This window comes from Streptosporangium lutulentum (assembly GCF_030811455.1).
Lineage (GTDB): Bacteria > Actinomycetota > Actinomycetes > Streptosporangiales > Streptosporangiaceae > Streptosporangium > Streptosporangium lutulentum.
This window is the reverse complement of record NZ_JAUSQU010000001.1, coordinates 2,839,058-2,852,473: the sequence shown is the minus strand read 5'-3', so window position 1 is coordinate 2,852,473 and position 13,416 is coordinate 2,839,058. Positions and strand designations below refer to the sequence as shown.

Genomic DNA, 13,416 nt, shown 5'->3' with positions numbered 1-13,416 from the left:
CAGTGCCGGACTGACGCGACCGTCACCCTGCTGGCGGCGCTGCTGGTCGAGCGGGAGCGTACGGCGGTCGCCTCCGACTCCACGCATTTCCGGGCGTGGGATCAGAACTTGTTCACCGAGTGGCACTCGCGGTATGGAGGTCGCGGAATCTTGGTGTACTGGCACGTGGAGCGCGGCTCGGTGGTGGTGCACTCGCAGACGCTCAAGGCGTCGGCCTCCGAGGTGGCCGCGATGGTGGAGGGTGCCATCCGGCACGGCACCACCATGAAGGTCGAAGGCAACTACGTCGACTCGCACGGGGAGTCGGAGCCTGGTTTCGGGGTGACGCGGCTCCTCAACGTGGACTTGCTGCCGCGCATCAAACAGATCAACCGCGTCAAGCTTCACCAGGCCGACTACGGAGACCTGGCCCGGTATGCGAACCTGGCGCCGGCGATGACCCGACCGGTCCGCTGGGACATCATCGCCACCAACTACGACCAGGTCATCAAATACGCCACCGCGATTCGCACCCGCACCGCCTCCACCGAGGCCATCTTGTCGCGCTTCACCCGCACTGCCTCTCACCCGGCATACCAGGCGATGCTGGAGATCGGCCGTGCCGTACGTACCACGTTCGTCGCCCGCTACCTACGTGATCGCGACCTGCAGCGAGAGATCGAGGAAGGGCTGAACGTGGTCGAGGCGTGGAACCGCGCCAACGCGGTGCTGTGCTACGGCCGCGGTGGCGAGATCTCCACCAACCGGCGCGACGAGGTGGAGATGACCGCGCTGTGCCTCCGCATCCTCCAGGCCGCGCTCGTCTACGTGAACGTCCTGATGCTGCAAGACGTCCTGGCCGAAGAGAGGTGGGCTGCCCTGGGGTCCTGGGACTATCCGGCCGAGAATTAGCGCTAACGACTGAGTCGCAGCTCAGAGGGTGTTTCGGTCAGCGGGGCTGGTCCCGGGTGGTCCATCCGTGCTTGGTGATGAGCTTGTCCAGTGCGTGGCGGAGTTGGTTGATGCGTTCGTGGGCGTCGGGGCCGCGGATGCCGATGGTGATTGTGGCGTCGGTCGCGTGGTAGGTGGTGTGGCGTCCTTCGGCTGCGCTGCGGGCGGCCGCGTGGATCCGGCCGCGGAGCCGGGTCGCTTTCCGGTGGTCGGTCTCGCGGTCCAGGCCGTCGATGGTGAGGTAGCACAGGAAGGGGCCGGGGTCGGTCAGCGGACCTTCGGGGAGCCCGGCGTCGAGGGCTTGGCGGATCTTGGCCCGGTCGGTGCTGGTCATCGGGCGCCGTCCGAGCCAGTCCGGCCAGCCGTCTGGCCGGATGGGTACGGTGTGCGCCAGTTTGATCCGTTCGGTTGGAGCGTCTTCCGTCGCCTGGGCAGAATCGGCGGTCGGGTTCTCAGCGTCGCCGTCTGGGTCGCGCTGCTCGTTGGTCATTTCAGATGGGGAGGCTCATCGGTCGACGGTGAGGTGGCGTAGGGCGTTGTGCTTGTCGTCGTCGGTGGGCTGGCTGTAGATCCTCAGGGTCTCAAGTCTTGAGTAACCAGCTATCTCGGCGACGGTGACGAGGTCTTCGCCGCCGCGGATGAGCTGGGTGACGAAGGTGTGCCGTCCGATGTGCGCGGTGATGTCGTCGTCGAGGCCGGCGGCCTGGCCGATGGCGGTGAACACGTCGGAGGCGCCGCGGGCGGTCAGGCGGCCGCCCCGCCGGTTGAGGAACAGGGCCTTCTCGGTGGCGGCGTTGCTCCACGTGGGCCGTTCGTCAAGCCAGCCGGTCAGTGGTTCGCGGAGCTGCGGGTGGATGGGGACTTCACGGATCTTGCCACCCTTGCCGTAAACGACCAGGACGCCCTTGCGGGCCGACATGCGGACGTCGGGGACGTCGAGGGCGACGGCGTCGCCGATGCGCAGCCCGGCGTAGAACGGCAGGAGGGCCAGGAGCCGGTCGCGGGTATGCGGCCAGTTCTCGATGGCGCGCAGCCACCGCACCTGCGCGTTGCCGTCGAGGGCTTTGGGGGCGGTCTTGGGCAGGTCGTCGCGGCTGATGTCGCCCTTGCCGAGGCCGAGCCGGATGTGGAAGTCGTCCAGGGCGGCGAGGGCGTTGTTGCTGTAGCGGACCGACCGTTTGGGCTGCGCGTCGCGCAGGAGGTGGAGGCGGTAGTCGCGGACGGCCCAGTCGCGGGCCTTGGGGTTGGTGAGCGGGTCACCCTTGGACCGGCGGCCGGCGGTGGGCGAGGCGAGCCAGGCGAGATACATCCGGACCCGCGAGATGTAGGTCCGTTTGGTGTCGGCGGCGAGCGGCACGTCGGTGAGCGCCGCGGTGTAGGCGGTGAGGAAGTCGGCGTAGTCGTCCGGCAGCGCGGTGGGCGGTGCCCCCCTTCGCTTCGTCGTGGAGGGTGCCTGTGTGTTCTCGGAAGTTGTTTCCGGGGGTTGTGATCCGGCGGGGACCGGATTCTCGGAAGTCACTCCTGGATCATACTTCCGAGAACCAGTCATTCTCGGAAGTTCGAAGCCGGTCAGGCCGGGACGCCGATCCTGGACCGATTGCAGGTCGGCTTGCCCCACTGGCGCCAGGCTCGGGCGACGTCGATTCGTGATGCCGCGGTTCCGGCTGAGGCCCGGCTCCGACTCAGCCTGCGGAGCCATACGCCCGCAGGAAGGCCCGGACCCCGGCGGCGGTCAGCCGGTCGGCCTCCTCCTGCGGAAGCGGGCTGACACCCCAGTAGGACCGTTGCGTGATCTCGGTTGAGATCAACGCCATGAAATGGACGGAGGCCTGGGCCGGGTCGCCGTGGACGTCGATCAGGCCACGGCCGTCCAACGCTGCCATGGCGGAGGTCAGCTCACGGCCCACCGCGCGCGGCCCGGCCTCCTGCCAGGCGTCCAGGACCTCGGCCGGGACGTGCCTGGCCTCCGCGGAGATGTGCCGCACCAGCGAGAAGTGGTCGCGGAAGTCCGTCATCAGGCCGACCCAGGCGCGGGCCAGAGCGAGCAGGTCGCGCTCAAGGTCATCGGGGCGCGGCGGGCGCTCCAGATCCAGGTACCTCCGCAGCTGCGCGAGCTGCTCGTCCCTGACCTGCCCCGAACTCCACTGCATGACGGAGCGGAACAACTCCTCCTTCCCGCCCGGGAAGTGGTTGTAGAGGGTGCGAGTCGAGGCGCCGGCCTCAGCGGCGATCGTGTCGATGCCGGCCCGGGAGTAGCCGTCCCGTCCGAAGACCCTGCAGGCGGCCTGTACGATCGCCGCCGCCTTGTCCACCCGGCCCCGCGGCGGCTGTGCCGTCGTTGTCTTGTTCGTGGAGTCCATGCTGGTCATCGCTTTTTCTCCTGAGCGTCGGCCGCTAACTACAACAGTGGTTGTTATTTCTGCAACCACCGTTGTATCTTACCTGAGCGTGCCGCGAACAGCGGCAATACAACAAGGCAATCAGGGGAATAGCCATGTCTCACACCGTCCGCACCAATGAGGCCGCCGGCGATGCCGCGCTACGGGTCGCCGTCATCGTCGGAAGCGCCCGCGGTGGCCGCGCCGGCCTGTCGGTCACCGAGTGGTTCACCCGCCATGTGAGCCACCGCACCGACATCGAGTTGGACGTCGTCGACGTCGCCAGCCTGGATCTTCCCGTATCCATGCCCGGCTGGGACGGCCTCCCCGCCCCCGCCCCAGAGACCCAGGCCGCTCTCGCCGGAGTCACCCCGCGGCTGGCCGCCGCCGAGGCCTTCGTCGTCGTCACACCCGAGTACAACCACAGCTTTCCGGCCTCGCTGAAGAACCTCATCGACTGGCACTACACCCAGTGGCAGGCCAAACCGATCGGCTTTGTCTCTTACGGCGGGCTGGGCGGTGGGCTTCGCGCCGTCGAGCAGCTTCGGCAGGTCTTCGCCGAGCTGCACGCCATGACCGTGCGCGACTCCGTCAGCCTGCACGGGCCCTGGTCCGGGCTGGGCGCGGACGGCAGGCCGCTCGACGCGGCGGTGTGCGAGGGTGCCGCTAAGAACATGGTCGACCAGGTGTTGTGGTGGGGCCGTGCGTTGCGCACCGCCCGCGCCGAGCACCCGTACGGTAAGTGACGGGCGATGAGTACCGTCACCGCAACCCCCCGGACCGCCGGAACCACTCCGGGCCTGGCCGGCATCCTCACCGTCGTCATCATCGGTTCGATCATGTCCGTACTGGACGTCACCATCGTCAACGTCGCCGTGCATCCGCTGGCAGTGGCGTTCGACGCGCCGCTCGCCACCGTCCAGTGGGTGGCCACCGGCTACACCCTCGCTCTCGTCGCCGTCATCCCGGTGGCCGCCTGGGCGATGGGCCGTTTCGGTGTCAAGCGCAGCTACCTCACCGCGATAGTCCTGTTCACCGTCGGCTCCGCGCTGGCCTCGCTGTCGTGGAACATCGAGACGCTGGTGCTGTTTCGGGTGATGCAGGGGCTCGGCGGCGGCCTGCTGATGCCGGTCGGCATGGCAATGGTCATCCGGGCCGCGGATCGGGAGCGGATGGGCGGGGCGATGGCGCTGCTCGGCATCCCGGTGCTGATCGGGCCGGTGAGCGGGCCGATCCTGGGCGGCTGGCTGATCGACGCCGCGTCCTGGCACTGGATCTTCCTGGTCAACCTGCCCGTCGGCGCGGTGGCCCTGGTGCTGGCGGTGCGCCTGTTGCGGCGCGACGAGCCGCAGCCGGTGCGGCGGCTGGACGTGCCGGGTCTGCTGATGTTGTCGCCGGGCCTGGCCCTGCTGATCTATGGCCTGTCCGCCGGCGGCGAGCGTGGCGACTTCACCGCGCCGGGGGCCATACTGCCCGCCGTCGCGGGACTGCTGCTGACCGCTGGGTTCGTCGCCCGTGGCGTGACCGCCCGTCATCCGCTGTTGCGCCTGCGCCTGTTTCGCGACCGCACGTTTGCCGCAGGTCTCGCCACGATGGTGCTGTTCCCCTGCGGCTACTTCGGCTCGATGTTGCTGACGCCGATGTACTACCAGACGGTCCGGGGGCTGAGCGCCACCCAATCCGGCCTGCTGGGCGTCCCGCTGGCCGTCGCCGTCGGTGTTTCGATGCAGATCGCCACCAGGCGGATCGACAAGGTGTCCCCGCGGCTGGTGATCGTCTCCGGCATCGCGGTGGCCACGCTCGGCCTGTCGTTGTTCGCCGCTCAACTCGGGGCGGATGCGCCCTATTGGCGGTTGTGCGCGGCGATGCTGGTCATGGGAGTCGGCGTCGGCATGACGATGATGCCGGTCAACACGACGGCGACCCGCGGGCTGGCCCCCGACGACGTTCCGTCCGGCAGCACCCTGGCGAACATCGTCTCCCAGGTCGGGATATCGATCGGCACAGCGCTGCTGTCGGTGGTGCTGGCGTCGAACACGATGGGTTCGGCGGGCGGCGCGAAGCAGGCTGTTGCGTTCCAGCACACCTACTGGTGGGCGGTGGCACTGCTGGCTCTCGCGGTGGTGCCGGCACTGCTGCTGCCCTCGCGGCGGCGGCGCCCCGGCGTCCCATCAGTTTCGGCATCGACAGCTCCGCCCCCGCACTCGGTGATTCCGAGCAAGCGCAGCCTCAGATGAGGGCCCGCAACCAGATAGCACACCGGCGACCGGCACTCGCATGGCGAACCCGGTTTCGCCGACCACTCCTCCGGAAAGGCGCACCACCCATGTACGCAGTCAGGCTTTACGAGTTCGGGCCCGCTGAGAACCTTCGGTACGAGCAGATCGCTTCGCCGGTTCCTGGTGAGGGGCAGGTCCGAATCGACGTGCAGGCCAGCGGCATCCACTTCATCGAGACGACATTGCGGGCCGGTCGCGGAGTGGGACCTCATGCCGCCCCTGTATTGCCCATCGTTCTGGGTGGTGAGGTCGCTGGTGTCGTGAGTGCGCTGGGCCCGGACGTTGACGAGAGCTGGCTGGGCCGCCGAGTGGTCAGCACACTTAAGTCTTACGGCGGCTACGCCGAACAGGTGGTGACCGCCATCGGCGCCCTTCACGACCTCCCCGACCATATGACCGCAGACACTGCGGTAGCGATGATCACCACGGGCTCGACTGCGCTCGGGATTCTCGACAGCGCAGATGCCAAGCCCGGGGATGTCGCGCTGGTCACCTCGGCCGCCGGTGGCATCGGCGCCCTGCTCATACAGGCTCTGCACCACCAGGGCGTCATTGTCGTCGGCGTGGCCGGCGGGCCGGAAAAAGTTCTGCAAGCCACGTTGCTGGGCGCCGACATCGCTGTCGACTACCGTGACCAACAATGGCCGGACGCGGTGCGCGACGCCCTTGGCGGCAGAGAACTCAGCATCGTGTTCGACGGCGTCGGAGGGTCCGCGGGCCGCCAAGCCTTCGACCTGCTCGGCCTTGGCGGGAGATTCCTCCTGCACGGCTGGTCATCGGGGGCCGCCACCCGCATCACCACTGATGACATCATCGAGCACGCCAGCACCGTCACCTGGGCGATCGGCCCACAGATGCTGCGACGTGCCGGCACCATGCACGAACTGCAAGCCCGCGCGATCCGAGCAGCCGCCGATGGTGCACTCCAACCGTTGGTCACCCGCTACCCCCTCAACCGTGCCGGCGACGCACACGCCGACCTGGAGAACCGCCGTGCGGCGGGAAAGATCGTCCTTATCCCTTAGCCCGTTTACAGGACGCTGCCACACTGGCGGGCCATCCCCAACCGATGGGCATCGGGCGCCATGATCTGCACGGCGTATACACGCCCTCGGCGAGCCCTCCGGCCTACGCACAGCCGGCGAGCGATGGGCCGCCGCAGTACGATCACAAGCGTCCAGATGTTGAAGTAGGTAGCAACCGGGAAGGTGGCGACGGGCGAGCTCGGCGGTGAAGTTGTGTTGCAGCAGCCTGATCGCCGTCATCGCCGCGACCAGCTCAACCGGGGAGGTCAGCTCACCCGGCCCTCGCGTACCTCTCCTATCGCGGGTCACTCCTCTTTGTCGGCGGCTTTCGGGTCGCGCAGCTCGCGGAGCCTTCCGCCCAGGTCAGGACGGTTGAACGGGTAGAACCCATGGAAGTTGATGTGCTCGAACAACAGAGGGCTCAAGCGGGCGCGGATCGCGGGACTGATGCCCAGCCCACCGGCCTCCAGCTTCTTCACCGCCGCGTCAATGTACAGCGAGTTCCACCACGTGATCGCGTTGAGCCCGAGGCCCAGCGCGCCCACCTGGTCCTCCATCCCGCGCGCGTACCCTCTGATCAGGCGGCCGAGGTTGCCGAAGAACACGCGGCGGGCCAGGAAGTGGCGGGACTCGCCGATGTTGAGCTGGGCACCGATCATCCTTCTGTACTCCTCCACGTGGAGGACCTGCAGCAGATGAAGTGTCTTGAAGATGCGGCCGTAGTGGGCGAAGGCGTTGCCCAGGCCGGTGAGGCGGCCGTCGGCGGTCATCATGCGGATCAGGTCATGGGCGCGGACCTGGTTGGTGGACAGTGACCCGGCGACCCGCACCATGTCATCCCACTGGGAGAGAATGGCCGGTAGCGACACCCGCCGCAGGCCCAGGGTGTTGAAGTCGCCCCACCCGTTGGTCTGCTTGGTGCCCTTGGTGAGGGTGCCCTCCAGCATGGCGGTGTCGATCCACCACAGCTGGGTGTCGGAGATGTCGGCATGCCTCGGCGCGAACTGGTACCCGCAGACCGCGAACATGCCGTACACGATGTCGGAGTAGGAGCCGGTGTCGGTGATGATGATCTCCGGCTGTTCAGTGGCGTCCAGCCGGTGGATGGCGTCCAGGATGAACAGCGAGTCGCGCAACGTGCCGGGCACCACCAGCCCACCCAGGCCCATCACTTTGTCCGAGACGACGTTTAGCCAGGTCGCGCCCCTTGAACGTTTACCACGGCCGAAGTAGAGCGGCGACGGCCGAGCGTAGAGCGACCGGACCGGCACCACGAAGCGCATCCCGTCGGCGGAGGCGACCAGCCCGCCGCCCCAGTCGGCGGTGATATCGATGCGGGCCTGGGAGTCGACGAGCCGCGCCGAGGCCGCGGCAATGCCCTCGCCGTGGAAGTAGCCCTTCTCCACCCCGATCAGCCGGTGCTGGGTCAACGCCGCCACCCCGGCCTTGGTCACCGGGACCAGGCCGACGTTGCAGGATCTCGCCACGGTGAGCGCGGCCAGGGTGATGTCCAGGTCCTCGCGGCGCACGTGCGAGCCGGAGATGTGCTCGAACCCGTCGAACATGCCGGTCTGGCCGTGTACCTCCAGCAGCAGCTCGGGATAGTCGATACGCGGCAGCATCCCAGCCACGGCGTCGTGCACCGCGGCGAACCCCTCCGGTTCGGGGGCGGCCTCCAGCCGCGACATCTGCAGCTTGCCACCCTTGACGCTCACCGATGGGTTGGCTGCCAGCCCGGCCGCGACCTGCTTGTAGGCATCGTCCAGGACCCCGGCCAGCTCCCGCAAGTGAGCGGTGGGCTCGGCGTCCAGGCCAAGCGCGGTCAGTACCGTGGCGCGCTCACGCACCCACAGCCGCTCCTCAATCAGAGCGGCCCGCGGGTTACCCCACTTGTCCGCGCCGACCGCGTACACATCCCGCCGCCGCAACGCCCCATGCAATGCCTCCAGGATGCAGAAGGTGTAGGCAGGCCGATCGATCAGCGGCGGATCCAGATTCGGATTGCCAAACACCAGCCGCCGCCACGACCCGGTCACCAAATCCTCGAACCCCTTGATGTGCTCGGTGCCGGGTTTGCGTGCCGCCATCAGCTTCGGCAACGCCTTCAGCGCGGCGACGATCTGGGAGCCGGCCGCCGTACACCCCCACGGGATCAGCGAGGCGAGCATGTCCACGAACGGCCTTACCGTGCCGTACCGGTCCACCAGCTCGACCCGCCACTCCAGATAACCGTCGTCCTCGGTGGAAGACAGCGGCGTCAGCTCCAGCACCGTCTCGACGGCGGCCGCCAACTGCTCACGGGTCACCACCTGCTCGACATGGTCCAGCACCTCCGCCGCCGTGGTCACCTTCTCTCCGCCGTCGTCCTCGGCCTGGGTCTGCGGGGTGTCCATCACGATCGTCCACGCGGCTGCCAGCCGGGCAGCGGCGATCCGCAGCCGGGGCAGGTTCTTCAGCTTCTCCTTGTCCCCGGCCCGGCTGGCCCGCGACAGCAGCACCGTCGACATCAGCAAGTCGAACAACAGCAGCGCGTCGTCGACCGAGGTGCCCTCCAGCTCCCGCACCGTCGCCAGCAACGTGGCGACCCGCCGGTTGGCCTCCAGCGCCTTGATCTTCGGGGCCTTGGCCGTCATCCCGCGCCGGGCCAACTCGGCCAGCTTCACCGGCGCCACCGCCGAACAGTCCACCGCGCCCGTCCCGAGCCCCAGCACGTAGGCCGCCCGGTCCAAAGCGTCCGACATGCCCGTCCCCGACAGCCTGGTCACCGCGGTACGCATCCACTCAAGCGTCGACACCTTCTTGCCGTCCGGCACGGCCAGCGCGCCCACCAGCTCCCGCCGCATATGCACCGGCGCCGCCTCGGTCAACACCTTGTTGATCGCTGACAGCTCGATCCGCCGTATCTCGGTGACCAGCCGCGACAGCGTCGTGATGCCCGGCAGCAGCACCTGGTTCTCGATCAGCCACAGCACCGCCCGGTCGAACAGCTCCCGCCGCGAGTCACGGGTCTTGCGGACCCGGGAGGCGATGAAGTCGGCTATCTCGGCCTCGATGTCGGCGAACTCCCGGTACTCGAGCGAGTCCCGGATCTGCCACGCGTGCTCGTACGGGGTCTGCTGCCGGTCCCCGTACAGCTTCACCGACGACCAGTCCTCGATCCCCAGCTGCTCGGCCACATACCGGACCACCACCTCCGGCACGGCGTCCGGGCCGGAGTCGGTCAGGAACGTGCCCAGCATCCGCACCGTGCCCCATTGGATCGACCAACCCAGCCGGTTATGCAGCCGGCGCTTCTCCCTCGCCAGCTCCAGCGCCTTGCCATCCAGGAAGAAGAACTTCTCCAGCTCCTCCGGCGTCGGGTCCACCACGAACCGGCCGTACCGGCCCACCTGCTCGTCAGACAAGTACTCATGCGGCACGGTCCGTCACCATAGGCGAACAAACCACCACTACCCAGCAGTGCGCCCAAACTGAGAGCGACTACCCGATTATCGCCCCGACACCCCAGATGACCTGCGGCTCAGTTGTTAGCGCTAATTCTCGGCCGAATAGTCCCAGGACCCCGCCCTGCTCACCCCGGTCGATCGGCGCGGCCTGACCCCGCTGTTCTGGTTGCACGTGCGCCCGTACGGTGAGGTGCGCCTCGATCTGAACGCTCGGTTGAGCATCGGCACCCTCGGCGCGCTGGGAGTGGGCTAGCGGCGCGAGCGTGTCACGCGGGTGACGAGAGCTGCTTGCCCGTCTGCCCCCCGGATCCAGCCGCGGGCTCGGCGCTGCCTTCCCCGGCTGCTCAGGGCGGCGGGCGGGGACTGGCCGGTATGGTCAGCTTGAAGATCGAACATCTCGCATGCTCAGCGTGATGCGCGGGAATTGCACCGGCATGGGGGGGTTGGTCCGCCTGTATGTTCCACGCTTCCCCCGTCCTGCCGGTGCCGAGGATGTGTTCCGCTGCCGCGGCGACGTGGTCGGGTTCGGCGATGGCGATGCCGTGTCCGGTGAGGGTGTCGCGGTGGGTGGCGACGAGACGGGTGTCGGTGAACCCCGGGCACAGTGCGTTGGCGGTGATCCCATCGGGCTGTAGGAGCAGCGCCAGCGAGCGGGTGAGGCCGATCAGCGCGTGCTTGGCCGTCGCGTAGTACGGGTCGGGAGACGCCGTGATACCCGCGAGGCTCGATGTGATCAAGATGGCGCCGCCGCCCCTATCCCCGCCGCCATGGCGCAGGTGGGATATTGCGGCGTTCGCGCCGTAGACGGGGCCGTCGAGGTTGACGCGCATCGCGCGGTGGTACTTCTCGGCGTCGAAGTCGTCTCCGAGGCCCTGCCCGGCGGGGGTGGCGGCGTTGAGACAGACCGTGTCGAGCCGGCCGAAGCGGTTCACGGTCTCGGCGACGGCGGCCTGGTTGTCCTGCAGGACGGAGACGTCGGCCTGGACGAAGTGGCAGCCGGTCTGCACGGCCAGGTCGAGCCCCTTACCGCGGTCGAGGTCGGCCACCGCGACCTGGTGGCCGGCGGCGGTGAAGCGGCGGACCATCGCCGCGCCGATACCGTGCGCTCCGCCGGTGACCAAGATCGCGCGCGGGTCAGCCATGGTTCCTCAGCAGGGCCAGGGCGCCGCTGCGCCTGCCGTGCAGCATCACGATGCCCTGGGCGAGCGCGATCAGGACGATCAGCGCCGCGGGCACGCTGTCCACAGCGAGGGTGTAGGCGAACGCCACCCGAATCACCGCATCCAGCAGGAACGCCGCCCCCCACGCGAGGCTGGCCAGCATCATCCAGCGGCGAAACACCCGGTTGCCGGCCCACAGCGAATCGACCCTCCGCGCGACGCCGGCCGGGCTGACCTTCCCGGCCACGTCCAGCAGGAACGGCCGCCCGGTGGCCAGCGAGGCGAGGATCCACAGCCCGACCGCCCCGGTCAGCCAGCTTTCGCGGGCCGGCAGGACGCGGGCATCGCCGGTGACGAACGCCACCAGCAACGACAACGCCATGCTGACGATGACGAACACGGCGGTCGCGTCGAGGCGGCGCTGCCTGGCCCACGTCCAGCCGATCCCGGCCGCGGGCGCGAGGGCGGCCAGCAGCAGCGCCAGCCACTGGTTCACCCCGGCGCCGCGCGCCAGGTAGAACACGGCCAGCGGGATGACGACGTCCAACGCCAGCGCGAGCACCGCGCCGGAGCGCCGCTGATCGGTCACGGCCTTGCCTCCTTCGTGGTCGCGTGCCGGAACAGCGACACCAGGTCCCGCGCGTAGGCGTCGAGGTCGAGGTCCGGGATGACGCTGAGTTGCGGGCCGATGACGTCAATGGCCGCGCGGACGGTCATGGCCATGGTGCGCGTGTTGAAGTCGCGGAATTCGCCGGCGCGCTGCCCGCGTTCGAGGAGGTCCTGCAACGGCGCCAGGCTCGTGCCGTACACCGACGCGTCGTGCGTCAACTGGGTGCGGCCGTCCTCGTCGGTGAAGTTCATCGCGATCGCGGTCAGTACTCGCACCTGTTTGCGGTGCGTGTCGATGTAGGCGACGTTGGCCTCGATGTAGGTCTGCAGCTCCGCCGCCGCGCTCTGCTGACCAAACCTTCCGCACCCCACAGATGATCTTGTCGAGAATCGAACGATTCTCGACACCACAGCCCGACAGGCTCCGGGCCGCCCCTTCCCGCCTTCTCGACCTGTTGAAAAACGTGTTGAGAAATCTGGGTGTTCAGTAAGTGCGTCAGCACCCTTTTCTGTACGCTTTCGGGTCATGGAACTCCTCGCCGAGCCTGTGCTGCCCTACCCCCACGCCCGTAACGACTGCATCTTGTGCCGCGAGATGGACGCCGACTTCGAGATCGTGGAGGGCTGGAACCACCGTCCTGGACGTCGGGCCGACCACCTCGCCGGTTCTGCCAGGGCTGCATCGGCCGTTGATGGTCACCCAGGCCGCCTATGGTCGCGGCAGCCAGACCTCCCCTGGTGAGCTGCTCGCGGTGACCGTCGCCATGCTGGCCCCCGGCGGCGGCTCGTGGTGAACACCACGGCCAGGAACCTCGCGCTTCCCGAAGGTCCGCTGCTGGAGGGATCTCTCGGCGAGGACCCGCTTGCGGCCGAACCCGCGGGCCCCTCAGGGGCGCTGGTCGGCTACGCCCGCGTCTCTACCCGCGGACAGCTCCTAGACCGCCAGATGGCCGCCCTCACCGCGGCGGGTTGTATCCGCATCTTCGCCGACAAGAAGTCCGGCAAGAACATCGAGCGCGAGGAGCTGTGGAAGGCGCTGGACTACCTGCGCCCCGGCGACACCCTCGTGGTGCCCTCGCTGGATCGCCTGGGTCGCTCCCTGCAGGACCTCATCTCGATCGTGGCGGGGCTGCGCAAGCGCGGTGTCGGCTTCCGCTCCCTGCACGAGGCGCTGGACACCACCACCCCCGGCGGCCGGCTCGTCTTCCATGTCTTCGCCGCGCTCGCGGAGTTCATCCGCGAACTCATCGTGGAGGGCACGCACGAGGGCCTGACCGCCGCCCGCGCTCGCGGTCAGCGTCTGGGACGCCCGCCGGCGATGACCACCGAGCAGATCCGGCACGCCCGCGACCTGCTCACCCGGCCGGAAAACACCGTCTCCTCCATCGCCCGCCTGCTTGGCGTCAGCCGCTCGACCATCTACAAGTACGTCCCCGAGCTCACGACGACGGCCCGCCCTGCCACCGGTCAGTCGGCGGCTGAGCTCGAAGCAGACCACTGATTATCCCAGCTCAGAGCAGGTTTGGCGGTTGGTAGCACGTTGGTTAACAGCACGTCTGCCGTGAGTTCAGCCAGACTGAAGGACCTTC

The 13,416-nt window shown here is 68.4% G+C and carries 11 protein-coding genes and 1 pseudogene; 5 read left to right on the top strand and 7 right to left on the bottom strand.

Features of this window, described 5'->3' with window-relative positions:
- Positions 1–57: 57 nt before the first annotated feature.
- A pseudogene (locus tag J2853_RS48140) lies at positions 58–852 on the top strand (Tn3 family transposase); the annotation flags it as partial.
- A gap of 76 nt (positions 853–928) precedes the next feature.
- Here J2853_RS48140 and J2853_RS12620 read toward each other — a convergent pair.
- The 3 genes from J2853_RS12620 to J2853_RS12610 form a co-directional block, all read right to left on the bottom strand.
- The gene (locus J2853_RS12620; protein WP_307557561.1) at positions 929–1,420 is read right to left on the bottom strand and encodes a hypothetical protein; all 492 of its coding nucleotides are present in this window, start codon (positions 1,418–1,420) and stop codon (positions 929–931) included.
- A 15-nt stretch (positions 1,421–1,435) separates the two neighbouring features.
- On the bottom strand, positions 1,436–2,449 hold the full coding sequence (locus tag J2853_RS12615) for a tyrosine-type recombinase/integrase (protein ID WP_307557559.1): 1,014 nt from the start codon (positions 2,447–2,449) through the stop codon (positions 1,436–1,438).
- 163 nt (positions 2,450–2,612) lie between these two features.
- Positions 2,613–3,299 carry a TetR/AcrR family transcriptional regulator gene (locus tag J2853_RS12610; protein ID WP_307557556.1) on the bottom strand — a complete coding sequence of 229 codons (687 nt, stop codon included), beginning with the start codon at positions 3,297–3,299 and terminating at the stop codon, positions 2,613–2,615.
- A gap of 125 nt (positions 3,300–3,424) precedes the next feature.
- On the opposite strand from J2853_RS12610, the gene J2853_RS12605 reads away from it, so the two are divergent.
- The 3 genes from J2853_RS12605 to J2853_RS12595 all read left to right on the top strand — a co-directional run bounded on the left by J2853_RS12605 (position 3,425) and on the right by J2853_RS12595 (position 6,612).
- Entirely contained in the window at positions 3,425–4,054 is a 630-nt protein-coding gene (locus J2853_RS12605) for an NADPH-dependent FMN reductase (RefSeq protein WP_307557554.1), read from the top strand.
- Between the two features lie 6 nt (positions 4,055–4,060).
- A complete protein-coding gene (locus tag J2853_RS12600) occupies positions 4,061–5,545 on the top strand; it encodes a DHA2 family efflux MFS transporter permease subunit (protein ID WP_307557553.1) in 1,485 nt (494 codons plus the stop codon).
- Between the two features lie 89 nt (positions 5,546–5,634).
- The gene (locus J2853_RS12595) at positions 5,635–6,612 is read left to right on the top strand and encodes a zinc-binding dehydrogenase (protein WP_307557551.1); all 978 of its coding nucleotides are present in this window, start codon (positions 5,635–5,637) and stop codon (positions 6,610–6,612) included.
- Positions 6,613–6,917: 305 nt separating this feature from the next.
- Here the strand turns inward: J2853_RS12595 and J2853_RS12590 are convergent, their stop codons facing one another.
- The 4 genes from J2853_RS12590 to J2853_RS12575 form a co-directional block, all read right to left on the bottom strand.
- On the bottom strand, positions 6,918–10,031 hold the full coding sequence (locus tag J2853_RS12590; RefSeq protein WP_307557549.1) for a Tn3 family transposase: 3,114 nt from the start codon (positions 10,029–10,031) through the stop codon (positions 6,918–6,920).
- Positions 10,032–10,402: 371 nt separating this feature from the next.
- Complete coding sequence (locus J2853_RS12585; RefSeq protein WP_307557547.1) at positions 10,403–11,200, bottom strand: SDR family NAD(P)-dependent oxidoreductase; 798 nt, start codon at positions 11,198–11,200, stop codon at positions 10,403–10,405.
- Positions 11,193–11,807: a VC0807 family protein gene (locus tag J2853_RS12580; RefSeq protein ID WP_307557545.1), complete on the bottom strand. Its 615-nt coding sequence runs from the start codon at positions 11,805–11,807 to the stop codon at positions 11,193–11,195. The genes J2853_RS12585 and J2853_RS12580 overlap by 8 nt, the downstream gene beginning before the upstream one ends.
- Positions 11,804–12,199, bottom strand: a complete 396-nt coding sequence (locus J2853_RS12575; RefSeq protein ID WP_307557543.1) for a hypothetical protein — start codon at positions 12,197–12,199, stop codon at positions 11,804–11,806. Before J2853_RS12575 ends, J2853_RS12580 begins: the two co-directional genes overlap by 4 nt.
- A 415-nt stretch (positions 12,200–12,614) precedes the next feature.
- On the opposite strand from J2853_RS12575, the gene J2853_RS12570 reads away from it, so the two are divergent.
- Positions 12,615–13,328: a recombinase family protein gene (locus J2853_RS12570; RefSeq protein WP_442480514.1), complete on the top strand. Its 714-nt coding sequence runs from the start codon at positions 12,615–12,617 to the stop codon at positions 13,326–13,328.
- Positions 13,329–13,416 lie beyond the last annotated feature (88 nt).

Bases quoted from the DNA above. Each gene is read 5' to 3' on its own strand.
- J2853_RS12585 (WP_307557547.1), bottom strand. From the start codon at position 11,200: ATGGCTGACCCGCGCGCGATCTTGGTCACCGGCGGAGCGCACGGTATC.
- J2853_RS12610 (WP_307557556.1), bottom strand. From the start codon at position 3,299: ATGACCAGCATGGACTCCACGAACAAGACAACGACGGCACAGCCGCCG.
- J2853_RS12605 (WP_307557554.1), top strand. From the start codon at position 3,425: ATGTCTCACACCGTCCGCACCAATGAGGCCGCCGGCGATGCCGCGCTA.
- J2853_RS12620 (WP_307557561.1), bottom strand. From the start codon at position 1,420: ATGACCAACGAGCAGCGCGACCCAGACGGCGACGCTGAGAACCCGACC.
- J2853_RS12595 (WP_307557551.1), top strand. From the start codon at position 5,635: ATGTACGCAGTCAGGCTTTACGAGTTCGGGCCCGCTGAGAACCTTCGG.
- J2853_RS12600 (WP_307557553.1), top strand. From the start codon at position 4,061: ATGAGTACCGTCACCGCAACCCCCCGGACCGCCGGAACCACTCCGGGC.